Raw genomic sequence first — 23040 nt, 5'->3', positions numbered from 1 at the left:
TCGATCAGTAAATTTATTTTCGCCTTACAGACCATTCCCAACACCATTTCAATTGTAGTATCAACTCAGACGAATCGTGACCGCATTGAAAGAAGACTAATGCTATCGAGATGGTATCATGTTTTTTTCGCGTTATCTATTTCAGCCCCATTCCTTATAGCAGGCTCACAAAGCTTTATAGAAGTCAATGGATCTATTATGACTCCTGATGCATATGATTTATTAGCAATTACCCTCTACACGATCTTGGCTTACGTTGGGCATATCGCATTCCGAAAAAGGTATGCGGTTTCAGAAGCTCTAGCTTTTGTACTTATTATGTTTATAATTTATCCTATTATTACTTACTTAATTGCGCTGTTCCCCAATGGGCCGCTGAAACTAATGAATGCGCAGGCGTTTGGTAAGTACATTCTAATTTTTATAGAAATTGAATTAATGCATCCAAGCTGGAGAATGGCACCTCTTCTGCGATACATAAACAGAAGACACTTACCCAGAATGGTCGGTAAATATAGGTATGTTCGAGCAAAAATCTCCTTATCTAAAAGTTTAAGAAGAGCAGCACGAGAGAGCAGATTGAACAGAACCATGAGCTCTTGAAATAAAAATGCGCCCCCCTGCGGCCAGCCGGAGCCGGTGCAGGGGGGCGCAATCGCCTGAGTTGTCCGTTACCGCTCCGTGATTAAATCATACGATCGGCCGTCTGGGCGGGCAAAATTCGCCTGCACGATCAGTAGACCTCGCACGGGCAGCACGTACCCACGCTCCGCCGGTCGCGCGCCCAGCGTGCACACGATCTGCGAGCCGTCCACCGCGCAGTTCGGATCGTTCACCGCGAGATTCCGGCCCGTCAGGGTGAGTTTCGCGCCCAGGACGGCCTGCGTGCCGGTGTCGAACCGCACGGTGTCGAACGCCTCGCCCCGCGTGACGGTCAGGCGCGCGCCGCCCGGATCAGCGGGCCCGGTCAGGGTGGGCGTGCACGCGGTGAGCACCAGTGCGGCCAGCAGCGCCAGGCGCATCACTGCGCCTCACCCCCCTTGGGCAGATCGGGCGCGGTCACGACCGGATCATGACTGATGCTGTTGAGCACGTCGCCCAGCTGATCCCATGCCCAGTCCAGCGTCTCGTCAATGGCCGCCCCCACCGCCAGGTCATCGAGCTTCGTGTCCCGCAGGCCCGGGATCTTCGCGGTGGCCTGCGCGTACCGTTCCAGCACGTACTCGCGGGCAAACTGCCGCTTATCGTGCACAACGGTGCCCGTGCGCTCGTACGCCTCCAGGGCGCGGCGCTCGATGTCCGGCAGCGCCTTCAAGGCCAAAAGCTTCAGGTACAGCTTCAGTTTCAGCAGATTCGCGTTCATGACTCACCTCAATGGGCGCGGCCCCCGCGCTGGGCAGGGGCCGGGAGAGGGCGGATTGTCAGCGCCCGGAGGCGCGGCCTGCCGTGTAAATCGGGCCTAGCGTGCGCCCAGCGCGGACAGCGCCCGGGTGTACAGCTCCTCGCGCGTGTCCAGGTCGTGCGCCTCGTCCCGCTGCGGGTCGAGGGGGGCGTCCGTGCCCAGCAGCCCGTAGCGGGGCACGCGGTTCAGGGCCCGCTGGTACAGGCGCTCGCGGTCATCCAGGCCCGTGGTGCCGCCGTTGATGGCGCGGGTGACGGCCAGCACGTCCCCCCGCTCAGCCGGTGCATTCAGCCCGTGGCTCTGCCAGAACGCGCCGGCCACCAGGGCGCTCACCCCGTACTGCAGCAGCAGGTCCGGCTGCCCCACGAGGTCGAAGCCCGTGAGGCGGCCGTACGTCTGGTAGTTGGCTTTGCCCGTGAGTTGGATCATGCCGCGGCCCCGGTACGCGAAGCCCTCGCTGGGCCCGTTGCCCATGCGTCCGCTGTACACGAGGTCGCCCAGCGCGCGGGGGTTGAAGGCCACGGCCTCCGCGCTGGCCAGCGTGGGGAAGCGTGAGGGCCACACCTGCCGGATGCGCGTGGCCCGGTAGGACAGGTTTTCCTCTTGCGGGATCAGGCCGGATTCGTGCATCAGCTGCGCGATGGCCATGGCCACCACGCGCGGCGTGCTCAGTCCGTACCGGTCAAAAGCGGCGCCCAGCTTCGCGGCGGCGACGTCTGGGCGCGGGTGGCGGGCATTCAGGGCGCGGATCAGGTCAGGGGTGATCAGGGTCATGCTGGGCCTCCAGTTCGGCAATGCGGGCGTGAGCTGCCGCCAGCTGGCGGCGGACGGTCGCGCACTCATCCGCGAGGCGCTGCTCGCGCAGGGTGGCGACCATCAGGCGGGTGGTGAGGATCAATAGGCCCAGGTGCCCCAGCGCGAACGCCAGGGTCAGCGGCGTGCCGCTGAAGTGGCCGCGGGCGAGGTTCAGGGCGACGCCGCAGGCCAGCAGCAGCCACCCCACGCGGCTCCACCCGGTCACGACCGCCCACCGCAGCTGGAACGCGCGGGCGACGGCCATGATGATCAGGCCCCGCAGGCCCTCCTGCACGACCGGCGGGCCCAGCACCGTGTCACCCAGATCCGCCAGCCAGGCGTCGGTCGTGTACGCGCCAATCAGGAGGCCGCACAGCAGCAGGATCAGCAGCACCTGCGGGAGTCTGTGCAGGGCTTCCCAGAGGACGCGCGGCGCGCTCCGGGTCAGTCGATTCGCGTTACGCATCGTCCTCACCGCCTTTCTTCGTGCCTTTGACCTTCGACTGGTCGTAGCTGATGGAGAAACCCTTGAGCTTGGCGAACGCCTGCCCCAGGCTGAGCAGGGCGCTATACGCGGCCTTCAGGAAGTCCCGGCCCGCGTAGGCCCCGAGGATGCCCAGGCCGACGCTGGCGCCGCCCGTGAGGGGCTTGCCCGTGTAGTGCTGCACCACGTATTCGATCAGCAGGGGCGCGCACATGCCGGCCGCCACACCCAGCCCCACGTTCCCCCAGAAGCGCCCGGCCTTGAACGGGCCCCGGCTGGCCTTGCTGGCCTCCTTGCTGATGGCGACCAGCAGGCTCGCGGCCAGCACGAACGCGAGGCTCCACAGCTCCCCCTGCGTGAACGGAAACTGAGGGCCGCTGAGTTCATTCGCGGCCAGGGTGCTCGCCGAAAGGACGATCAGGAATTTCTCCACTTACTTCACCACCTCCTTGATGCGAGTGAACCGCAGGTACTTGTCCCGGACTTCGACCCACCAGTCGCGCGGCACCCTGCGCGTGAGCTGCTCTCCTGGGCTCAGGTCGAAGACGCCGGGCGGGCTGTCCGGCTGCGTGCCGGTGCGAGACGCGAAGCGGAAGAACGCCTTGCCGTTCGGCGGGCAGCTGGGGGCGGGCGTGACGGTGACGATGCGGCCCAGCCAGCTGCTGCGGGTGGTGACCTGCACAGCGCACACGGGGGTCGTGGCGGCCTGCGCGGTGGCGAGCAGCAGGGTCAGCGTCAGGGCCGCGAGGGGGATGTGGCGCATGGGGCCTCCACTCGGCGAGTTGAGAACCGCCCGGCTGCCGAGGTGGCCGGGCGGTGTGGGTTGAATTGCAGTTGCACGCGCCTCCGCGTGTAACGTTAGACGCCGTGTAGCGCGTGAAAAAACGTTACCCGGGGGTGCTAGCGTGCCGAGGATGAACAAGGAAGTCGTGCGCCAGGTCAAGGCGATGATGAAAGAGGACGGCATCACGCAGGACGTGCTGGCCGAGCGCATGCAGGTCGAGCGCATCTATGTCAATCGGATGCTCACCGCCAGCACCTCACTGATGCCCAAGAGGTGGCGGCAGCTGCTGGACGTGCTGGGCCTGGAAGTCGTCATTCAACGCAAGCAAAAGCGGTAAGTGGGTTGCCCATGCGGTCAATGCGCGCTGGGGTTACTCAGTGTCGGTGGGCGCCGGGGCGTCCTGCGTGGTAGCGGGGACCTCTGCGGGTGCAGATTGCGTGTTGGGGTCGGTGCTGTAGCCGTCATACGCGCACTCGTAGTACCCAGTCACGGTGTTCATGGTCAGGCGGCGGCCACAGGTCTGACAGCGTGGGGGTAGGTTCAGGCGCATGTCATTCCTCCAGTCCACGTAGGTACTGCGTAATTTCCTCGATCTCATCGAGCAGGTCGGTCTGTTCTTCAGTGGTGGCGCGAGTCGCCAGCAGGCGGGGGAAGAGCGCGATGCGCCCCTCCAACAGTTGCTTCACCTCGGCGCGCTCGACCTTCACCGGGTCGGGTTCAGGCGGCGGGCTCAGGGTTTCCCCGTCCCACGTCCAACCAGGTTCGGCCGTCTCGCTGGGCTCGATGTGATCCCACCCGTTGCGAATGGCGTCGATGGTGAGGGGCGTCGTGATGAGCACGACGCCCACCGTGCCGGCCCTGATCAGTGCGTACCGTTGCATCAGATGCCCTCCGCGATGATGGTCATGGCATCCACAACCATCGATTGAGTGCCGTCCACCGTCCACCCCTGGAGGCGCGCGGTGTACGTCCCCGCGGGCAGCATCCCGGCGTCCCAGAGCAGACTGTGGACGCACAGGGCGTTCGGAACGTAGCCGACGCGGACTGTTTGGCTGGTCTGTCCGTCAATCCGCAGCCGGGCGTACGCGGACCCCTGCGAGCCGCCGTTCCAGGCGTTCACGGCAGCGGAGATTTTCACGCGACGGGTGCCATCCGTTGTGAACGTGACCGCGTACCCCGCGATGTCTGCCGGTGCTGTCGCTGCGCTGGTCTGCGCGCCACTCACCGCCGCACTGCCGAGGTACGTGCCACCGCCCCCTCCAGCGGCCGGGGTGAGATTGGCCGCCCGGAAGGCCAGTGCGGTGTTGCAGTGGTCGTTGAAATCGGCGCTGCCGATGGCGATGCCGGGCAGACCAGCCGGGCCACTGTCCGCCACGTCGAACACCGTCACGCCGTCCAGCTGCGCGACGATGCGTCCGCCGCTGCGTTCCAGGCTCATGGTGTACTCGCGGCCAAGCGCGTAGGGGGTGACATTCGTCGTGAACTGGTTGTTCTGGGGGTCGAACAGGTACGCGGTGCCGGCCACGATGGTCCACCACCACCCGTTCTTCAGCGGGTCGGCGGGTGTTGCTGTCGCGCCCACCAGCGGCCCGATGTAACCGGCGCCGCTGCCTGCGTACCGGTGCGTGAGTTCGGCCCGCTGCGCGGCGGCCATGCCAGTTGCGTTGTTCACGAACCGCACGCTGCCGTTGGTGTGCCAGCAGATGAACTGCCCGCCCACCGCATAGGCGTAGTACGGGGCGTCCAGGCCCGTCACCTGCCACGCGGCCCCCAGGGTCAGGTCACGGGCGCGGCTGAAATCATCCGTCCAGCCGCGTGAGCCGTCCGCCGTGGCAATACCGTGCGCCATGAGCCCGTGCGCCATGATGGCGCCCAGCATCCGGTAGTCCGCGTCCGTGCCGGGATGCACGTTGTCCGGGAGGCTCTGCGCGAGGCGCCGCCCGCGCCCCTCACTGGTCGGTTGGTAGAGCTGCCCGCTGTCGAGCAGGGGGCAGTTGTACCGCTCGGCGATGCCGCGCAGCAGTTGCCCGTACGCCAGCGCGCCTCGCGTCCCAGCCTCGTTGGTGAGGAACGGCACGGGCGTGGCCAGCGCCACGGCGATGCCGCGCCGGGTGAGTTCGGTGACCATGTACTCCACGTTCTCCGTGAACTGCGCGGGCGGGACGCGCGGGCCGTTGCCGTTGCCCACCTGATCGTTCGTGCCGATGGCGATGATGACCGCCTGCGGCGCGAGGTCGAGGACGTCGGCCCCGAAGCGGTTCAGGAGTTCCGTGGTGCGGTTCCCGCCCACGCCCTTGTTCACGACGGTGATGCCCGCACCGTACACGCCGCGCAGGAGGCCCTGGAGCACGCTGGGCCAGGGCGTTGCGCTGATCTGCCCACTGCTGCCCAGGAAGCCCTGCGTGATGCTGTCCCCGAACGCGATGATCGTGGCGTTCCCGCCCTCCTGAACGGTCGCCCAGATGCGCTCCCACAGTTGGCGGCTGCTGAGCGCCGTGCTGATCTGAGTCGTGACGGTCGCGGTGGTGGCGAGCACGGCGCTCGTGGCCGTCACCGCCGCGCCGTCCCAGCTGACCAGCGTGTCCGCCACGCGGTACGTGCCGGCCGGATCGCCCGCCTGCGGGGCGCGGCCCAGGTTGTACACGCCGGCCAACTGGCGCAGCTCATTTGTGATGCCGTCCAGGCCGAGCAGGGCGCCCTGGACGGCCTGGTGATCACTGGCCGCCTGATCCCGCGCGGCCACCATCTGCGCGTACAGCGCCGGGTCGGCGTACTGCACGAGCGCATGCAGCCGCCCGAACGCGTCATTGATGGCGTCGATCAGGTCGAAGTCTGTGGCCGGGTTAAACGGCGTCAGGTTCTTCAGTTCAGGGCGGGAGTCCAGGTACGCCTGCGTGAGGCGCGAATCGTTCGGGCGGCCCAGGTCAGGCTTCGGGACTTGGATCAGTGTCGTCATCAGTAGCTCCTGTTGCCCCAGCGCCACTCCAGGCTCGCGTAGCGCGTGACGGTCTTGCCTTCGATTTCGGCGCTGCCGCGCACCATGCCGAACGTCGCGGTCAGCGGGTAGTTGTCCGGGAGGTCCGCCACCCCGGCGTTCGTCCAGCCGCGGCCCGCGCCATCGGCAATGAGGCGCGCGGTGTTCCCGTACACGGTGTCCCCGCCGATCTTGCCGTTCACGAGGATCAGCGGTTCGGTCGGGGACACCCCGCCGATCACGCGCAGTTCCACGGGCCCGGTGTACCCGTTCTGGCGGTTGATGTAGAGAGTGGCGCCGTTCGTCGTGCGGTAGTCGCCCGCGTCGTACACGACGGTGAGTGTGTAATCATCGTCGCCCGCCTGCTGCGCGGCCGTGACCGTGAGGCTCAGGGCCTGCGTGCGCACGATGCTGCCACTCACGGCCCGCACCTGAATGGTGTACGTGCCCGCTGGCAGGCTCCCCGCTGCCGTGAGGGTCAGCGTGGTCGCCGCTGGCTGCACGGCCGCCGCGCCGGACACCGTGGCCGGGGCGAACGTGGCCGTGATGCCCGCCGGGGGATTCACGACGCTGAACTGGATGTCCGCGCCGAACATCCCGGCGCGGGTCACGCCGAACACGAACGCCTCGCTGGTCTCCCCCGCGCCCCGGTCGATGCTGCCCGACGTGCTGCCCGGACTGATCGTGAAGGTGGGCTGCTGGGTCTGCGCGGTGACCTGCGTGGCGATGAGCGCCTGGCTGATCTTCCCGTCCGCGCCCGTCCCCTGCACCCGCAGGTTGTACGGCCCAGCGACGGCCCCAGCGCTGACGTTCAGCGTGAGGGTCGAGGTGACGGTCGCGCCGGAGAGCACGGCGGGCGTGAACGTAGCGGTGACGCCCGCCGGGAGGTCCAGCATGGCGAGCGTCACGTCGCTCGCGTACCCCGCCTGACGGCCCAGCGCGATGGCCGCCGGGAACGCGTAGGTCTGCCCGGGTTCCAGCGTCAGCCCGGCGGGCGCCACGAGCACGAAGCCCCCCGCCGCTTTCCGCATTTCCTCGACCGTCCGGGTCAGGTCCGCCAGTTGCGCCCGCAGGTACAGGTCATTGCCCAGCAGGTCGGTCATGGGGGCGTTCACGTCCCCGGCGTCGATGCCCTCACCGTCGCGGGGGACGGTGATGGTGTCAGTGAATTCAGGGTTGGCAGTCAGGTCTCTAGGCATGGTGGCCCTCCAGGTCGTAGATGATTTCGGCGTCGCTCTCGCCCCACGCGGCGCCGCTGTCCGTGCGGTCCTCGGCAGGCGTGACCGTCTGGTACCCCGTCCACACGCCCCAGCCGGGCTGCGGCTGCGGGGTCAGGTCGCGGCCCTCGCCCCACTGCGCGGTCGAGCCCCAGAAGCGGCCCCGGGGGAAGTACGTGAGGCGGCGTAACCTCGCGTGCGCGGGCTTGAAATCGCGGATCAGGTCCGGCAGGTACCGGGTGGGCACCGCGTTCGGGTCGATGCCCCAGTGCTGGCCGCTGCCCCACGTGGCGCTCTCCCCCCACTTCGCGGTCGTCACGATGGGATTCAGGGGCTGCACGACCACGCTGAACTCCGCCCAGCGCTCAGGGTCCGGATCGCGGAAGTGCTCGACGATCACCGCCCGGTACCCGGCCTGCGCCAAGATCAACTCCATGCCGGGCACGGTGCCCGCCAGCCGCCAGTAATCCCACGCGCCACGCACGCGGGCCCGGAAGGTGGCGAGCGGCTCGTCCGGGAAGCGGCGCAGGCCGCGCTCTGCGCCCATCAGGGTCAGGGCGTCCTCGGGTGCGCTGAGGATCAGGCGGGTGAGCATCACGGCCCGCGCGCGGGCCTGCACGTCCTCCAGGCTTGCCGCCACGGCGTTCAGGTGCTCTTGCGTACCGGCATCCTGATAGTCGATGGGATTGATTCGACTCAGGCGAGTCAGGTACGCCGCGTACGTCACGGTCACGGAGTGCTCCGGAAGGTGATGGCTGGCGCGAGGGTCACCACCTCCACGCCTGTCGGGTGGGTGTCGCGCAGTGGCGTGGTCACGTCCAGCACGCCAGCGGGCAGCATGGCCGCCTCGATCACGGCGCTGTGATACAGGATCTGGCCGATGCCCAGGCTCCGCTGAAGGGCGGCGAGAGCCTGCTGGATCTGCGCGGTGACACTGACCGGATCAGCGCCCGGCGCGTACACGTCCAGCGGCACCGGCGTATTGATCTCGTGCGCGCTGTACACCTGCACGTCGGCCGTGACGGGCCGCCGCGCCTGAATGTACTCGTCTGCAGCGGTCACGACGCTGCTGCCCAGGCCACCCTCGCCCCAGAGCACCACATCCACGGTGCCCTGCCCGCGCGGGTGTTCGTCGAGCACCAGCACGCGGTCTACGCTGGGGTGCGAGGTCAAGGCCCAGAATTCGTAGGCGCGGCGCGTGGCGCCCCCGCCGAGTTCCGCCCAGCGGCCGGACGCACGGACGCGCAAGGCGTCGTCGGTTTCCGTGTCCGCGCCGCCGCTGAGCAGGCTGCCGGGCGGGTTCGTGACGCTCAGCCCCGGCAGCGGCGTGTGCAGCACGGTGATCGTCCCGGCGGGCACGTTGTACGCCGCGCCGGGACTGTCCGCAACGGCCAGCACGTCGGCACTCGCGCCGGGTTCCAGCGTGACGGCCTCCCGCGTGGTGTACCGCAGGCCCGTCCCGGTCCCCACGATCATCCCGGCGGGCACCTGCAGCCCGGTCGTGACCGGCGCGCTGAACCGCACGAGGAACCGCGCGAACGTGCTGGCCTGACGGGAGAGCCCGTACTGACTCTCCACCAGCGCGTCCAGCCACGCGCCGTGCGCGGTGCTCAGGTACCCGCCCAGGCCCAGCTGCTCGACCGTGCGTTCCACGTCCGCCACGCCCTCACCAGTCAGTTCCAGCAGGGTCCGCAGCGGGTCGCCCGGCACGTAATTCGTGGGCGCGAAGTTCACGGGGTTCACGTCCCCGCGTCCGGCGGCCAGGACGTTCAGCATGCGGCCCACGACCTGCTCGCGCGAGCGTGGGCGGATCAGGTCAGCCAACGCCATACGGCACCCCCTCAGAAACAACGGGCAGTGCGTCCGGTGCGTGCACGGCGTCCACGATCAGGCTGATGGGCCCGGTGATCGTGTCCAGCGTGGCGCGCAATTGCACGCCCTCCAGGGCCACCTGCTCGACGGTCACGGCGGCACTGATCACGCGCGGATCTTCTTCCAGATCCAGCTGGCAGATCGCTGCGGCCTCTGCGCCGGCGTCCTCCACGCGTTCGCCCAGGTAGTCGGGCAGGTAACTCCCGAACTCCGGGTCGTAGAACAGTGCGCCCCGGCGGGTGCGCAGGCGACGCGCGAGGCTTTCGACCAGCAGGTCACGCCCGGCCACCAGCTCGCCGGTCAGTCCCGCACGGGTCGAGAAATCCACTCCTAAATAGCTCACGGTCCACCTCCGAAGTTCATGCCGTTCACGACGTCCAGCAGCGCCGCCTGGATGTCCACGTGTGCGTCCAGTTCCGCCAGCAGTGCCTCGGCGGCACCCTGGAGGCTGGTCAGTTGGTTCAGGCGGTCCAGTCCGGCGCTCAGCGCGCTGCTCACGCCCTGCACCTGCTGCTCGATGCCCGCCAGGGTGCCCTCTGCGTACGCGAGCAGGCCACCCACGGCGGGGCAGGCGTCGGCCACGGCGCTGATCACGTCCCCGGCCAGGGCGCTGCCCCCTGGCTGCCCGAGCGCGGCACGCAGGCCGCTCAGGGTGTCCTGCGCCTGCCCCAGCGCCCCCAGCGTGCCCTGTCCGTCCGCGAGGTCCGCCAGGAGTGGGCCGCGCAGGGTGTCCAGCGTGCCCAGGTAACCCAGCACGGCGCTGCGTGCGCCCGCCAGATCCCCGGTCAGGAGTTGCTGCACACCCGGTAATTGCAGTTGCTCACCCAGCGCCTGCGCCACCTCCGCGCCCAGGGCCGCCGCGAGCGCCTGCGCGTCACAGCCACCCACCAGCGGCGGCAGGCTGGGCAGCTGCAACGGTGGGGGCAGGGGGATGCCTGCCGCCTGCGCCAGCTGCTGCACTTCCCACAGCGCGCCCTGCACGCCACTCAGGCCTGGACTGTGCAGGAGGCCCACTAGGTGGCCCTCACGGTCGGGCTGCCGCTGACAATCTGGCCCGTCTGCAGGTTCACGCTGTCCCCTACGCGCGCCACCGGCGAGCCGCCCGGCCCGCCCAGGTTCACGCTGGTCGCCGTGACGTTCACCGTCGTGATGGCCGTGACGTTCACCGTGCCCGTCACGGGGTTGAGGTCGAGCAGCTGCCCGGCCTGGTCCCGCAGGGTCACGCGTTCCTGACCCGGCGCGGCGTTCAGTTCCAGCTGCTGCCCGGCCTTGTCCCGCACCGTGATCCGTTCCTTCCCGGGCTGCGCCCACAGCTCCACGATCTGCCCGGCGGCGTCCTGCACCCGCACGTGAGGCCGCTGGTAGAGCTTGTCTTCGGGGCTTACTTGTCCCCGATCATCGTCCACGCGGATCACCTGACCGCGCCCGGTGGAGACCTCCAGCAGTTCCAGCTCGCACGCGCCGTAATGCAGCGCCACGGGCCGCGATGGGTCGCCCGCCTGGAAACTCAGCACCACGACGCCCCCGGCCTTCAGCTTCACGCGTGCCCCGGGCAGGGGCTGCACCAGACGCACGCGGGTCATCTCCGGCAGCAGCGGGTGCATGGGCCGCAGATCCAGCTCGTGGTTCCCGTGATCCCGGATCACCTCCGCCTCGTACAGCGCGAGGTAATCCACCCAGCGCACGGCCCGCTGCACCGCCTGTTCGAGGCCCGTGACGCCCTGGTCCTGCCCGTCGCCGGTACCGATCACGGTGCGCTGCTGCACCTGTGGGCGCGGGTACCCGTACACCTCGTCGAGCGCATGGGTCACGCGCGTCACGCGTTTGGCGAGCAGTTCGTCCCCGCGCGCCAGGGTCACCCGCATCCCCGGCAGCAGGCCCGGCGTGAAGGCAACCGTGAACGTCCCGGCCGCCGCGTCCTCGGTCTCCACAGCCACCGCGCCCGGCGCGTCCGGCCAGCCCGGTGCCTCCACGTGCACGCGCCCATCGGGGTCCATGCGCCACACCCGCTCCGGGAATCGCATCATCAGCGCCCGCAGCGCCTCGTGCGCCGGGCCCGCCGCGCGCACCCACGCCGCCAGGGTGCCCGGCAGGTTGATGTCCCCCGGCGTCTCCCCGCAGTCCGCGAGAATCTCGCGCACGACGGTCGCCGCTGGGATCGCCCGGTAGTACCGGGCCTCGATGTCCTGGCTCAGGCCGCCCGTGCCGCCCACCAGGCGCACACGAGCGAACCCGCCACGTGGGCCGATGCGCTCCACAGTCAGGGTGAAGGTCGGGCCGTCCTGCACGGCCACCTGCACGCGGTCCCCCACGGCGAACGGCGCACCCGGCTGAGCGAGGGTCAGGTCCGCCCACGGACGTCCCGTGAGCGGCAGGGTGAACGAACTGGGCGCCCCGCAAGGAACGCCCGCTGCTGAAATGACGGCCATGCTGGGCCTCCTGTGTGGTAAGGCTGGGGGGTGAAACCTGTTGCTCTTGCGTTGGCTCTCGCCGTCACGTCCGCCTTAGCCGCGCCCTTGATCGGTACGGCCACGTCATTCCCAGCCGCGACGTTCTGCAAGCTGTACACCTGCGAACACCAGACGACCGTGCCGCTGTCCTCGACCCTGAAGTCCTACACGTACGGGCTGCGCCCGGAATCCCCGGGGCTGCCCGCCAGTCAGGCATTCGTCCTGAGGGACGGCACGAAGGTCGTGTCCGCCGGGCTGTGGCTGGGCGCGCAGGACTGGCCGTTCAGCGAAACCTTCTTCGAGACGAGCATCCTTTCGGATCTCATTGGACTGGCGACAGGGAAGCGTCCAGCGAACACGTGGACGTCAAAACTGAAGTGCCGGGACATCGATGATGGCGGCGCGGCCCTGAACACGTTCCAGGGGGTGAACCGCGCGTACACGGTGGCCTGCGTGACGAGTCCTGGGCGGGGCTTCGTGAACTTCAACGTCAGCGTGTACTGATCATTTCGGCCCCGGCACGTTGTTGCTGGGTGCGAAGCCCGGGACGCCCACGGGGTACGCGGGGCCCTGCACCACGGGCGCTTTGGGCACCCCGCCGGGCTTGCCGACGCTGGTGGGTTGGCTGTTCGCCGTGCTGAGCTGATCCAGGCGCACGATGCCCCGCGCGTCCTTGCCGCTCGTCTGCTTGGCCGTGACGAGGTTGTTGCCCGCGATGAGGGGCATGCCGTCCGCGTCGCGGCCCACGACGATCCCGGTGTGCCCGAACCCGCTGGGATCGTTCGCCCAGAACACGATGTCGCCAGGCTCTAGGGTGCGCTGGCTGTCCGCCGTCCACGGCTGGCTGAGGCCCGCGCGTTTGAAGTTCCCTTCGGTGGCCAGCGCTGAGGCGCCGAACAGCTTGGGATCGAGTCCTGCTTTGGTGCCCGCCACGCGCACCCACGCCGAGCAGTAGCCGGGCATGGCGGTATTGGCCCGTCCGCCATCCGCCGGCGCCGGGGGCCCGATGAGCGTCTGGGCGGCGGCCTGCGCGACCGCGCGCCCCTGTGCGGTGCTTGCCACGGCTGTAGGTGCGCCCGTAGCACTCGTGCCGCCCGCGCTGGGCACCACGAGCTGCTCACCTCCGATGGCGGTGGCCTGCGCCTTATCTTTCAGGCGCTCGCTGAACTTCAGCGTGGTTTTGTACCCCGTGGCTGGGCTGTACGGCTGCGGTGTCTCGGACACGAAATACAGGCGCTTGACCCGGCGGGCCGTGATCTCCGGGTGCGCACTGGTGAACACGGCGGGTCCGGCCTTCGTGCCCCGGCGGAGCACGGTCAGCAGGCTTTGGTACGCCGTCCACTGCTCGTGCGTGGTCATCGTCACCTGCACCTCGATGTCCGCCGTGGCCTCGTTTAACTGCGTGGCGGCCGTGCCCGCGCCGGGCGTGGCCTGCGTGTCCACGTTCGCGGCGAGGGTGACGGTCACGCGACTCCAGCCGGGAACTGGCCAGCGCTTACCGCCGTCGAGCAGCACCAGGTGGTCGTGCAGGGCGGGCGCGCGCATGGGGCTGGTCACTGCCTACCTCCGGAGCCCTGTTCGAGGGCAATGGTCGTCAGCGCGCCGTGCACGCCAGTGCTGATGTCCTGCACAGCCTGCGGGGTGGTCGGGCCGTACAGGTTCACGGTGAGGTTCGGAGCGAAGGTGCCCGCGCTGGCCTGCCACGCGTTCGCAGCGGCCAGCGCGGCTTCCTGGCTGGTGATCTGCCCGTCCTTGTTCAGGTCGAGCCCCGCGTTGTCCGTGTACGCCTTCCCGTCCTGCTGGGTGTACAGCACGCGCCCCGTCTTGCTGGCGCTGCCCGCGAACACGGCCGCGTAGATCTGTTCCAGGCTGCTGCCCGCACCGACCCCTGCCTGCCGCAGGTACCGCTCGATGTACGGCGCCTGCTGCTCCGGGGTCATGGCGCGGATGGCGTCCGCCGTGGTCCCCAGACCCTTAGCGGTGCTGGGCAGGAACTGGATCAGGCCGCTCGCGCCGCTCGCCGAGTTCAGCGCCGCCGGGTTCAGGCTGCTTTCCTTGAACGCGACGGCCAGCAGCGCCTGCGGGTCGATGCCGAGCCGCTGGGCCACGCCGGTCAGCGCCGCGATGCTGGCACTCCCGCCGGGTCCGGCTGCCGGTGCTGCTGTGGGGCCGGTCATGGGTAGGCCCGTGATTGCCCCGGCTGCGGCTTTCAGCGCCCCTCCCCATCCCTCGCCGCGCAGCAGCGCCAGGCCGAACGCCTGGAGAGTCCGCATGTCCACTGGCATGGCGAACTTCAGTCGCTTGAACGCCTCACTCAGGAAATCGATCACCTTCGTGAACCCCTCGAACGTGCCGTACAGGCGCTTGCCCAGCTGATCCATGGTGGTCAGCAGGGTGATCACCCAGCCGATCACGGGTATGGCCGCCGAGCCTGCCGTGCCAGCGGCGCCCACACCGGTCAGCGCGGCGCGCAGGCCCGCGAGCTTGCCCGCCGGGTTGGTGAGGATCTCGCCGAGCACGCCCCGGGTCAGGAAGCTGCCCATAGCGCCCTTCACGCCGCCCAGCAGGGTGCGGCCCACCCACCCGGCGGCCTTGCCTGCGCCGCCCAGGGTGAGCAGGTTCGCGGCCTTGCCGATCAGCGCGCCGCCCGCGAGAAAGCCCAGCACCTTGCCGACGCCGCCGCTGCCGCTCCCGCCGGTCAGGGCACTCACCTTGTCCACGATCCACCCCAGGGGCTTCACGAGCAGCAGCGCGCCGTCCGCCGCGGCCTTCAGGCCCTCACCGAACCCCTTGACGTTCGCCATGACCGTGGGGCCGTTGACGCTCCACCAGCGGCCCGCCGCTTCGATCTGATCCAGCGCGCGGTTCAGGGTGTCCACGCCCGCGTTCCCGCTTGTGGCATCTGCCAGCGGGCCGAACAGGCTATCCATAAGCTGCTTGCCCAGGCGCGTGAAGCGCCGGGCGATCAGGCTGCCCGGTGGCCGGCTGAAGTCCGTGAGGGTCACGAGGTTCTCCAGCACTTTCTTCGGGGCGTCCAGGCCCCCGGCGTCGAACAGCATGCCCATGAGCCGCTGCGGGCGCGACGCGAGGGTGCTGGTCAGGCCGCTGAACGTTTTGCTCATGCGGTCCATGGCCCCGCCGAACTCTTCGTCCAGGCCTTTCAGGATGGCGTTGATGGCCGCCGTGCCGCTGATCTTCCCGGCCTCCTGAAGCTTGCGGTAGTCCTTGCCGAACGCCGCTTTCAGGTACTTGTCGGTGCCGATCCCGGCTTCGTTCAGCTGCAGGATCTCGTCACCCTGGAGGCGACCCTTGGCCTGGATCTGGCCGAGCGCCCTGTTGATCACTTCCCACTTGAACGCCGCGTCCGCCGTGTTGCTGCCCAGCGCGCTCGCGGCGTCCCCCGTGATTCGCGCGATGCCCTGCACGTCCTTGAATTTGAACTGCGCGGCGAGCAGTTGCCGGACGCTGTTCATGACGTCCGTGTCCTGGAAGGGGGTGATGTCCGCGAACTGATCCACCCAGGAGGCGGCGGCCTTGACCTGCGCTTGGTTGCGGGTCTTGAGCAGCACGCTCAGGCTTTCCAGGCTGCCCTCGCGGGTGCCCATGCCGCCCAGCGCCTTGCCGAGCAGGTACCCGGCCCCACCGAGCACTGCGCCACCCACGAACGCTCCCGTCTGGAGCACCTGGGAGAGGCCCTGGAACTGCTGGTGCGTGGCGCTCACGCGTTTCTGCACCCGCTCGAAGGCCTGCTCGACCCTGCGGGCGCCCTGCTCACCTTGCCGGGCCCAGCCGCCGAACGCGCCGCCGCTGCGCTTGGTTACGGATTCCACGCGCTGCACGGTGCGCTCCACGGCTTCCAACCGGCTGCGGATGGCGCTGGCCGGTTGGCTCACGCGGTCGATCATGCGGAACATCCAGTCCACGCTCTTGCCCATCAGTCCTCACCTCCTTTCGTGAAGCCACGCATGAAAGCCCGGTGGTGCACCTGGTAGTCCGCGGTCCACAGCGCGCCCAGCCGGGCGAGGTCGCTGGGGCTGCCGTCCGCGTCCCGCTCGCAGAACTGATAGGCGAGCAGCGCGCGGCTCAGGTACCCGATGTCACCCTGTTTCGTGCTGCCGTACAGACGATCCCACCTGTCCCTAAAACGTCTCTTCGCGCACCTCGGCGTCCGCACCAGCCATGGAAAGCGCGGGCTCCGCCAGCTTGTCCGCCAGGGCCGGGTACTGATCCAGTGCAGCGGCCAGCGTCGCAGTGTCCGGCGCGAGCGTGCAGGTCATGACCAGCGCGCGGTTCGCGCTCATGGCCTGCGCGACCTTGCCCTCGCGCAGCTTCATCAGGGTCTCTGTGTGCTTCTCGTAGTCCAGGCGGCCGGGCTTACGCAGGATCACCTGGAAGGGGCGACCACCCAGGGGAATGCTGAGGGTCTTCACGGCGTCCTCGCCGTACTCGTTACGCCACGCCTGCACCTGCTGGCGGGTGGCTCCGGCGAAGGTGTCGGGGCGGGCGGGGGTGGTCTGGGGGGTCTGTTCGCTCATGGTGGGGCCCTCCTGGGCTGAAATCGGAAAAAAGAGTGTCTAGGCCGGACGATCAGCGCGTCGCCCGGCTCGTTTGAATGAGGGGTTAGTTCGCGCCAGCGGGCATCTTGCTGCGCGGGTTTTTGCCGTTCCACTTGATGTAGGCGGGCTTGTAGCTGAAGTCGCGGGTGAGGCCGTCGCCGCCGCTCTGGTCGTTCACGCTGCGTTTCGTCCAGCGGACGCCGATCAGCTCGTCTTTCGTGAGCTGGCTGCTGCCGCTCTTCTCGTACGCGACGGACACCGTGAAGGTCTTCTCGTAGAACTTGTCACCGAACTTCTCGACCACCTGAGCGGCCTCGTCGGCGTACAGGCTGATGGTGCCCTCGTCCGCGGCGTACAGGCCGTCCGTGGTGCCGAGGCTCATGCCCGCGTTGCCTTCCACCTGGCTGAACTGCGTGCCGTCACTGTAGGAGATGGACTTGGCGAAGATTTCCTCGCCGTCCACGTTGATGGTGACGCGCGCGAACGTGATGCGCGGGTCCGTAATGTCGATCTTGGGCATCAGCTACCTCCGTCCGTGGGCGCGGCGGGCGCGGCGGCCGTCTGCGCGGCCAGCATGGGGTTCAGGAACCCGACGCGCACGGTGATGTACTTCGCGTACCCCAGTGGGATGACGCTCAGGTCGAACGCGATGGCTTCCGTGCTGAGGATGTTCACCTCGCGGTCGAACCGCACGCGGATGCCGCTGGCGTTCCCGCCGATGCCCGCGCGGATGCGGCCCTCGACGAACGTGTCGAACGCGGCGGCCGTGGTTTCCAGCACGCGGCCTGTGGTGGTGTCCACGGGCAGGTCCTCGCCCAGGAAGTCCATGGCGGCGATGAAGCCCAGCTGCGCGGCGCGGTCCGCCACTTCGCGGCGCTGCACCGCCCCGTAATCGCTGCCCTCGGGCGCGAGCAGCGGCCAGTCGCTGGCGTAGATCCCGTCGCGTCCGTCGTGGGTGCGCAGGCTGGCGAAGCGGCCCGTAGTGCCCACGAGGTTCGCGTCGAACGCCAGCGTGCCGTCCATGGCGGGCAGGGCGCCGCTGCGGATGCGGTACGGGCTCTCACCGATCTCGACCGTGGCGCGGCGGGCCGTGAGTTTCCACGCGGCGTTCCGGGTTTCGACCTGCCGGGTCAGGGGGTTGTACACGCCGCCACCGTCGAGCGCAATGGCGACCCGCACGCTGGTCACCGCGTCGAACTGGGCGTCGATGGCTGCGAGGTAGTCGCTCATGCTCTCGCCTGCCGCGCGGGGGCGCGCTTCGAGCAGGGCGTGCGTGTAGTAGTTGCGGGTTTCACGCTCCACGAGGATTGCGTCCACGGCGGCCACCAGGGCGGGCGTGGCATTCCCGAGCACGTGAACGAACCGCAGGTCCGGGCGGGTGGAGAGCAGAGACTCCAGCGCGGCGGCGATGTCCGCGACCGTGGCCGCCGGGGCGGTGGTCGTGAACGCGTACGTGTCCCCGGCGACCAGGGCAGCAGCGTCGAACGTGACCGTCAGGCCCGTCCCGGCGATGGCGAGCAGACCAGTGCTTGGCACGCTGCGTTCGCTGCCTGCGGCGCCGTCCACCGTGAGGATCACGGCCGCGTCACCGCCAGCGCGCGTGCCGGGCCGGGTAACGGTCACGAGCACACTGTGCACGTCGTTTGGCGTGCCGCCCACGGTCATCACGGCGAGGCCGGTCCCGACTTTCGTGACGGCACTGGGCGCACCCGGCGTGGTGGTGGGAACGCGCACCCCGATCACAGGGCTGGTCTCGATCAGTGCCACGGCGATGGCCCCAGCGAGGGGCCCGCCCTGGTAGGTGTCCGCGACTTGCGTGCCGCGCGTGAACCGCTGCGGGGTGAGCGGCCCGGCCTGCGCGACACCCACCTTCGCGTGCGCGTCGGCCACGGCGGGCACGAGGCCCAGCTGGTAGTCCTGGAACTTCACTTTCACGCCGGGCAGGGTCATGCGATCACCTCACCCAGCGCAGCCTTCAGCGCGGCCTGGAATTCAGCGGCGGTCACTTCGCGGCCCTCAGGCCAGCGCGTGTGCGCCTTCAGGGCAGCGACCTGCCACGCGGGCAGGTCAGTCAGGTGGGTCTCGAACGCGGCGCGTTCACTGGAAGTGGGTGGTTCCTTCTGGTCTTTCGGCATCGTCAGGCACCTCCGGGGTGCTGGTGGGTGGGGTGACATGCACGCGCTGCGTGAACGTCTTGACGTGCACGAGGGCCACGTCATCCCGGGTGAGCACGGCGGGCGTGCTGAACGTCAAGTCCGCGACGCGGACGGTGTAGTCGCCCCACACCTCGCTGCGGAGCTTCACGCTGGCGTCCTTGCCCTGCGCCAGGGCGGCGTACGCGACCTCGGCGAGCAGCAGCGCCTCCTCGAACAGCGCGGCCTTGCAGATCACGGTGGTGTCCAGCTGGACGTCCGCGATGGCCAGGCGCGCTTGCCCGCTGGGCGCCGTGTACTGACCGCCCGTGGGCAGCAGGATCATGAACGGCAGCTGCGGCTGCTGCTCCAGCCACTCGCTGCCCAGGTACACCGGCACGTTCGGCAAGGCGTTCTGCAGCTGTTGCGCGAGGGATTCCACTAGCTGCCCCCGTAGCGCTGGCGGAAGTACGTGCGGAAGTCGTTCTCGATCCGCGCGGCCCACGCGGCCGGAATCGCGCCCTCACGGGGCAGGAATTTCCGGGCGGGCAGGCCGGGGATGTACACGATCCGTACGCTGCGCTTGAGGCGCTGGGTGCTCTTGCGCGTGCGGAAGCGGCCCCGCTTGTTCAGGGGTTGCGTGCGGCCCCGCGTGCCGTCCTGGTGGAACGCTGCGTACTCGTTCGCCTTTCCCGTGGTCCGGATGACGACCGCGCGGCTGTCCGCCTTCCAGCGGATACCGTCACGCAGCGCCTTGCTGTCCACGAGGATCGGGTTGCGGCGTTTCGTGGGCGCCCAGGGCACGCCATCCGGGTCTCGGGCCTGCGCGAAGCCCTGCGCGACCAGCTCGCTCGCCGCGCGGCCCGCGATGTTGTGCAGGTCCTGCATGGTCCGGGGGCTCTCCAGATCCCGCAGCTGGCGCTTCAGGTCACGGAAGAGGGTCACAGGCCACCCACCATCAGCGGGATGCCTGGCTGGTAGTCATCCTCCGGCGTGCCGGGCTCCGCCGGGCCGTCCCCGTCGAACTCCGGGAGGGGGTACAGGCTGGCGGGGATCTGCGTGTCGAGCGCGCGGCCCTGCGCCAGCCACGCACCCACGATCTCCATGCTGTCGCGCCGACTCTCGCTGCTGCCGTCCACCGCGCGGCTGCGCCACAGAGTCGGGTCACCCAGGTACAGCCGCGCAGCCGTGATGTGCGGTCGGTAGTAACTCACGGGCGGGTCCGCCGCGAGGTCCAGCACGCGGTCCAGGGCGAGCGCGAGGTTCAGTTCCTGGTCCGTGCGGCTGTGCGCGGGCCACGTGGCCTCCCGGGGCCGCGTGGGCTGCCCTGGGGGGACGGGCACGCCACCACGGTCGATCTCGGGCCGGTCGCGCAGCAGCATGCGCAGGTACGTGCGGGCGAACTCCCGACTGGTGACCGTGATGCCGTCCAGCAGGGTCTCGTCGTACGTGCGGACGGGTGCGGGTGGGTTCGTCACGCGCTCACCTCCTGCGGGTGGGGTTACGCGCCGTTGTCAGCGGCGAGTTTCACGAGGTCGTCACGTTTGGCGGCATCGGGGATGGTGATGCCCTTGGCGGTGAGCGCGGCGGTCAGCTGGGGCACGGTGCGGCGGTCAGTGGCCTGCGGGGTGTTCGCGCTGCCCTGACCGTTGCCCTGATCGTCGTCAGCGCCCTTGCTGGCGGCGCTGGCCTCGGCCTTCTCACCGTCCACGGGCTTGCCGTTGTGATCGACGGTCTCCCACTTGCCGCTGGGGGTGCGGCGCTGGAAGGTGGGCGTGATGTCCTGCGGGTTCTGTTCGCTCATGGTGGGGTCCTCGCTGGTGGGGGTGAAGGGTCAGCGGTGGGCGGCGCGGTGGCCGCCCCCGCTCACCAGGTGCGGCCGGTGGGGTCCTGGTACGTGCCCGCAGAGGGGCTGTTGAACTGCGCGACGACCGCGCCCCCACGGCGGCGCACGCCAATGCCGAATTCCGCGCCCCAGTAATCGGATTGGAGGGGGAACGTGGTGATCTGGCCGATCATGCGCAGGCCCTCGTCCTCCACGTCATCCGGGTGGCGGATGCCCAGGGCCGGGTCGCTGATGTCCAGCGCGTACCCGTAGTTGCTGAACACCCAGGGTTTCGCCCAGACGTCCGCGCCCCGGTACGTGCCGAGGAAGCGGTTGTTGTTCTGCGCGCGGTCGGTGATGCCGGTGGCCACCGTGTCGTTCACGCTGACCCGCACGTTCACCTCCTGCGCACGGGCAAAGTTGGGGATGGCCAGCAGCGCGGCCTCCTGCATGGCGTTCACGTGCACTTCCACCACGGCGTTCTCGTTGTGCTCGCGCACGCCGTCGATCATGGCGTCGAGGGCCGCAGCGTTCAGAGCCGTGAAGCCAAGGTAGTGGTTGTGCGTGCCCAGGAATTCTTCGAGGTTCGGGCCCATGGGCGGCAGGATGCCGTCCGCGTTGTAGAAGCCCTTCACGTTGAAGATCTTCCCGTCGGTCAGGAAGTCCTCGAAGTCGTAGTTGCTGGGGCTGAAGATCCGGTCGCGGATTTCCTTCACGACGGCCTTCCGGTGCGCGGCCTGCGCGTTTTCCAGCACGCCCACGAAGTCCTTGGCGGTCTTCTTCCGGAAGAAGTCTGCGGTGTACCCGGCGGCGAACTGGTAGCGGCGCAGGGGGAAGTACGTCTCGCCCGGCTTGCCGGTGGTCTGCGTGCGGACGCGGCCGTACTCGTCCACTTCGGTCATGGTGCCCGTGAGTCTCTGGCCGGTGGCGTCCACGCCGTCGCGCTTGTCCACGCGCACGGCGAATGCACTGACCATGGCGTTCATGCGGCGGTTGTGGGCCGCGAGTTCAGTGACCGCGACGCGTTCCAGGTCGGCGGCGGTGATGGTGCTGAGGCGGGTGCTGCCGTTGGCGCGTAGCCACGCGAGGTCGTGCGTGCCGGTGGGGCCCAGGCGGCGGGTGGCGGTGGCGACGCCGCCGCCTGCGCTGATGAGCAGGGGGGCCAGGAACAGGAATTTCTTCATGGGATCTCCTCGGGGGTGGGGTGAGAGGCTCTGGCCGGGGCTCAGGCGAGCTTGCCGATGCGCACGACGGTCAGGTCGTAGGCGCTGACGGCCACGAACGCACCCTGGGCGTCCACGGCGGTGGCCGCGTCGCTGATCTGCCCGGCGGTCGCGCCCAGGTAGTACGTTTTGCCGATCACGAGGCTGCCCGCGTCGCTGGCGTGAAAGCGCTGGCCGAGGCCGTGCACGGTGAGCGCCTGGTTGGCGACCTTCACGGTGCGGGGGCTCACGCCGAGGAACGTGCCCGCGCCGCTCGCCTTGTACAGGCGGCCATCGGCGCGCAGTTCGACCGGCTGGTTCACGTCGATGAGTTCACCGGCGACGCTGCCGGTGTGCTGGGTGGCGAAGTGGCTGGTGGTGGTGTCGTGACCGCCAGCGGTTCCGGGTTTGAATTCGGCCATGGTGTTGCCCTCCTTGGGCTGGTGTGGGTGGGGCCCTCACGGGCACCCGGGGGTTACATCCGGTACTGGCCGGAGTCTTCGAGGCGCTTCTCGGCGTCCTCGACGCTGTAGCCGCGGCTCTTCCCGCCGCCTGCGCCGCCCGTGGGAGTTTTGACCTCCGTGCGGGGTGTGGGCGTCTGCGGGTCGAGGTCGTTGCCGTCAGCGGTTTGCAGGACGGGCAGGAACTTCTTCCAGCGCTCCTCGGCGAACGTGTCGGCGTCTTTCCACTCGTCGCCGACTTTCACCTGGGCCTGCTGGATCTTGTCGTCGCCCTTCCCGACTTCCTGCACGCGCCATTCCAGGCCGGGGGTCATGTCGTTCAGACTGGCGAAGGTCTCGGCGTCCCATTTCGCGGCGGTGGCGACAGAGGCGAGGGCATCGGCCTTCTCTTTCTTCTCGACGGCCTCCCGGTCTTTCTTACCCTGTTCGATGGCCTTGGCGATGTCCTCGGGCTTCCCGAGCTTCTCGAAGGCTTCCCACCGTTTACGCTGCTCGCCGTCCAGCACGAGGCCGCCGTCCGGCGCTTGCTGGCGGCGGAGTTCGTAGTTGTCGGCCTCGACCTTGATCAGCTGTTTGACGACGTTTTCCAGGCTGGCGTCCGCGAGTTCGGTGCGCCGCTGGGCTTCCCACTGCTCTCTGGTCATCTCGCGCTTGCCAGAGCCTTTGTCAGGGGTCTTGTCGTCTTTCTTGTCCGCCGGGGCGGTGCCGTCCAGGCGGGGCCGCAGGGTCACGGTGAGGGTGGTGTTGAGCAGGGCGGTCAGGGTGTGCAGGTTGCGCATATTGGCCCTCCTTGAGGCGTCAATACGGAAAGGCCCCCGGCTGCACTTGCAGGGGGGCGGGCGTGGGGTTGGCTCCGGGAGCCTTGTCCTGTCCCTTGGACAGCGAC

The 23040-nt window shown here is 68.7% G+C and carries 32 protein-coding genes; 3 read left to right on the top strand and 29 right to left on the bottom strand.

Annotated features, from left to right (window positions below; genetic code table 11):
• Positions 1-603, top strand: a 603-nt coding sequence (locus IEY63_RS19270; protein WP_189070625.1) for a hypothetical protein, incomplete at its 5' end; no start/stop codon positions are given.
• Positions 604-671: 68 nt separating this feature from the next.
• Here IEY63_RS19270 and IEY63_RS19265 read toward each other — a convergent pair.
• From IEY63_RS19265 to IEY63_RS19240, 6 genes are all read right to left on the bottom strand, one after another.
• On the bottom strand, positions 672-1022 hold the full coding sequence (locus IEY63_RS19265) for a hypothetical protein (protein WP_189070624.1): 351 nt from the start codon (positions 1020-1022) through the stop codon (positions 672-674).
• Positions 1022-1363, bottom strand: a complete 342-nt coding sequence (locus IEY63_RS19260) for a hypothetical protein (protein WP_189070623.1) — start codon at positions 1361-1363, stop codon at positions 1022-1024. The genes IEY63_RS19265 and IEY63_RS19260 overlap by 1 nt, the downstream gene beginning before the upstream one ends.
• A gap of 96 nt (positions 1364-1459) precedes the next feature.
• Positions 1460-2176: a glycoside hydrolase family 19 protein gene (locus IEY63_RS19255; protein ID WP_189070622.1), complete on the bottom strand. Its 717-nt coding sequence runs from the start codon at positions 2174-2176 to the stop codon at positions 1460-1462.
• A complete protein-coding gene (locus IEY63_RS19250; protein ID WP_189070621.1) occupies positions 2157-2663 on the bottom strand; it encodes a hypothetical protein in 507 nt (168 codons plus the stop codon). The genes IEY63_RS19255 and IEY63_RS19250 overlap by 20 nt, the downstream gene beginning before the upstream one ends.
• Positions 2656-3114 carry a hypothetical protein gene (locus tag IEY63_RS19245; protein ID WP_189070620.1) on the bottom strand — a complete coding sequence of 153 codons (459 nt, stop codon included), beginning with the start codon at positions 3112-3114 and terminating at the stop codon, positions 2656-2658. Before IEY63_RS19245 ends, IEY63_RS19250 begins: the two co-directional genes overlap by 8 nt.
• On the bottom strand, positions 3115-3444 hold the full coding sequence (locus tag IEY63_RS19240; RefSeq protein WP_189070619.1) for a hypothetical protein: 330 nt from the start codon (positions 3442-3444) through the stop codon (positions 3115-3117).
• Positions 3445-3595: 151 nt separating this feature from the next.
• Here IEY63_RS19240 and IEY63_RS19235 point away from each other — a divergent pair, with 151 nt between their 5' ends.
• Positions 3596-3802, top strand: coding sequence for a helix-turn-helix domain-containing protein (locus IEY63_RS19235; RefSeq protein WP_189070618.1), 207 nt, complete (start codon positions 3596-3598; stop codon positions 3800-3802).
• 33 nt (positions 3803-3835) lie between these two features.
• On the opposite strand, the gene IEY63_RS22525 is transcribed toward IEY63_RS19235, so the two are convergent.
• Genes IEY63_RS22525 through IEY63_RS19195 form a run of 9 tightly spaced genes read right to left on the bottom strand, consistent with a single transcriptional unit; the run spans position 3836 to position 11957 of the window.
• Positions 3836-3964: a hypothetical protein gene (locus IEY63_RS22525; protein ID WP_268239680.1), complete on the bottom strand. Its 129-nt coding sequence runs from the start codon at positions 3962-3964 to the stop codon at positions 3836-3838.
• Between the two features lie 52 nt (positions 3965-4016).
• Complete coding sequence (locus IEY63_RS19230) at positions 4017-4346, bottom strand: hypothetical protein (protein WP_189070617.1); 330 nt, start codon at positions 4344-4346, stop codon at positions 4017-4019.
• The gene (locus tag IEY63_RS19225; RefSeq protein ID WP_189070616.1) at positions 4346-6421 is read right to left on the bottom strand and encodes an SGNH/GDSL hydrolase family protein; all 2076 of its coding nucleotides are present in this window, start codon (positions 6419-6421) and stop codon (positions 4346-4348) included. Before IEY63_RS19225 ends, IEY63_RS19230 begins: the two co-directional genes overlap by 1 nt.
• Complete coding sequence (locus tag IEY63_RS19220; RefSeq protein ID WP_189070615.1) at positions 6421-7638, bottom strand: COG1470 family protein; 1218 nt, start codon at positions 7636-7638, stop codon at positions 6421-6423. The genes IEY63_RS19225 and IEY63_RS19220 overlap by 1 nt, the downstream gene beginning before the upstream one ends.
• Positions 7631-8389: a phage tail protein gene (locus IEY63_RS19215; protein WP_229784813.1), complete on the bottom strand. Its 759-nt coding sequence runs from the start codon at positions 8387-8389 to the stop codon at positions 7631-7633. The genes IEY63_RS19220 and IEY63_RS19215 overlap by 8 nt, the downstream gene beginning before the upstream one ends.
• Entirely contained in the window at positions 8386-9486 is a 1101-nt protein-coding gene (locus IEY63_RS19210) for a baseplate J/gp47 family protein (protein WP_189070614.1), read from the bottom strand. Before IEY63_RS19210 ends, IEY63_RS19215 begins: the two co-directional genes overlap by 4 nt.
• Positions 9473-9871, bottom strand: coding sequence for a hypothetical protein (locus IEY63_RS19205; protein ID WP_189070613.1), 399 nt, complete (start codon positions 9869-9871; stop codon positions 9473-9475). Before IEY63_RS19205 ends, IEY63_RS19210 begins: the two co-directional genes overlap by 14 nt.
• Positions 9868-10542, bottom strand: coding sequence for a hypothetical protein (locus IEY63_RS19200; protein ID WP_189070612.1), 675 nt, complete (start codon positions 10540-10542; stop codon positions 9868-9870). Before IEY63_RS19200 ends, IEY63_RS19205 begins: the two co-directional genes overlap by 4 nt.
• A complete protein-coding gene (locus IEY63_RS19195) occupies positions 10542-11957 on the bottom strand; it encodes a hypothetical protein (RefSeq protein WP_189070611.1) in 1416 nt (471 codons plus the stop codon). The genes IEY63_RS19200 and IEY63_RS19195 overlap by 1 nt, the downstream gene beginning before the upstream one ends.
• An 87-nt stretch (positions 11958-12044) precedes the next feature.
• Here IEY63_RS19195 and IEY63_RS19190 point away from each other — a divergent pair, with 87 nt between their 5' ends.
• Positions 12045-12482: a hypothetical protein gene (locus IEY63_RS19190; protein ID WP_189070610.1), complete on the top strand. Its 438-nt coding sequence runs from the start codon at positions 12045-12047 to the stop codon at positions 12480-12482.
• Here the strand turns inward: IEY63_RS19190 and IEY63_RS19185 are convergent, their stop codons facing one another.
• From IEY63_RS19185 to IEY63_RS19120, 14 genes are all read right to left on the bottom strand, one after another.
• Complete coding sequence (locus IEY63_RS19185) at positions 12483-13535, bottom strand: CHAP domain-containing protein (RefSeq protein ID WP_189070609.1); 1053 nt, start codon at positions 13533-13535, stop codon at positions 12483-12485.
• On the bottom strand, positions 13532-15913 hold the full coding sequence (locus tag IEY63_RS19180; protein WP_189070608.1) for a tape measure protein: 2382 nt from the start codon (positions 15911-15913) through the stop codon (positions 13532-13534). The genes IEY63_RS19185 and IEY63_RS19180 overlap by 4 nt, the downstream gene beginning before the upstream one ends.
• A complete protein-coding gene (locus IEY63_RS19175; protein ID WP_189070607.1) occupies positions 15913-16152 on the bottom strand; it encodes a hypothetical protein in 240 nt (79 codons plus the stop codon). Before IEY63_RS19175 ends, IEY63_RS19180 begins: the two co-directional genes overlap by 1 nt.
• Entirely contained in the window at positions 16118-16513 is a 396-nt protein-coding gene (locus tag IEY63_RS19170; protein WP_189070606.1) for a DUF6848 family protein, read from the bottom strand. Before IEY63_RS19170 ends, IEY63_RS19175 begins: the two co-directional genes overlap by 35 nt.
• An 85-nt stretch (positions 16514-16598) precedes the next feature.
• Complete coding sequence (locus IEY63_RS19165) at positions 16599-17054, bottom strand: hypothetical protein (RefSeq protein ID WP_189070605.1); 456 nt, start codon at positions 17052-17054, stop codon at positions 16599-16601.
• Positions 17054-18484, bottom strand: coding sequence for a DUF2586 family protein (locus IEY63_RS19160; protein WP_189070604.1), 1431 nt, complete (start codon positions 18482-18484; stop codon positions 17054-17056). The genes IEY63_RS19165 and IEY63_RS19160 overlap by 1 nt, the downstream gene beginning before the upstream one ends.
• The gene (locus IEY63_RS19155) at positions 18481-18669 is read right to left on the bottom strand and encodes a hypothetical protein (RefSeq protein WP_189070603.1); all 189 of its coding nucleotides are present in this window, start codon (positions 18667-18669) and stop codon (positions 18481-18483) included. The genes IEY63_RS19160 and IEY63_RS19155 overlap by 4 nt, the downstream gene beginning before the upstream one ends.
• On the bottom strand, positions 18632-19075 hold the full coding sequence (locus IEY63_RS19150; protein WP_189070602.1) for a hypothetical protein: 444 nt from the start codon (positions 19073-19075) through the stop codon (positions 18632-18634). Before IEY63_RS19150 ends, IEY63_RS19155 begins: the two co-directional genes overlap by 38 nt.
• A 32-nt stretch (positions 19076-19107) precedes the next feature.
• Positions 19108-19611: a phage virion morphogenesis family protein gene (locus IEY63_RS19145; protein ID WP_189070601.1), complete on the bottom strand. Its 504-nt coding sequence runs from the start codon at positions 19609-19611 to the stop codon at positions 19108-19110.
• Positions 19608-20144, bottom strand: a complete 537-nt coding sequence (locus tag IEY63_RS19140) for a hypothetical protein (RefSeq protein WP_189070600.1) — start codon at positions 20142-20144, stop codon at positions 19608-19610. The genes IEY63_RS19145 and IEY63_RS19140 overlap by 4 nt, the downstream gene beginning before the upstream one ends.
• Positions 20145-20167: 23 nt before the next feature.
• Positions 20168-20470, bottom strand: coding sequence for a hypothetical protein (locus IEY63_RS19135; protein WP_189070599.1), 303 nt, complete (start codon positions 20468-20470; stop codon positions 20168-20170).
• Between the two features lie 62 nt (positions 20471-20532).
• A complete protein-coding gene (locus IEY63_RS19130) occupies positions 20533-21675 on the bottom strand; it encodes a hypothetical protein (RefSeq protein ID WP_189070598.1) in 1143 nt (380 codons plus the stop codon).
• 41 nt (positions 21676-21716) lie between these two features.
• Positions 21717-22115, bottom strand: a complete 399-nt coding sequence (locus tag IEY63_RS19125; protein WP_189070597.1) for a hypothetical protein — start codon at positions 22113-22115, stop codon at positions 21717-21719.
• A 53-nt stretch (positions 22116-22168) separates the two neighbouring features.
• Positions 22169-22933, bottom strand: coding sequence for a hypothetical protein (locus tag IEY63_RS19120; protein ID WP_189070596.1), 765 nt, complete (start codon positions 22931-22933; stop codon positions 22169-22171).
• Between the last annotated feature and the right edge of the window lie 107 nt (positions 22934-23040).

Origin of the sequence: Deinococcus radiotolerans, assembly GCF_014647435.1 — a bacterium.
GTDB classification, from domain to species: Bacteria; Deinococcota; Deinococci; order Deinococcales; family Deinococcaceae; genus Deinococcus; species Deinococcus radiotolerans.
Note: the sequence above shows the minus strand (reverse complement) of the source record. Positions and strands in the feature narration are given on the sequence as shown.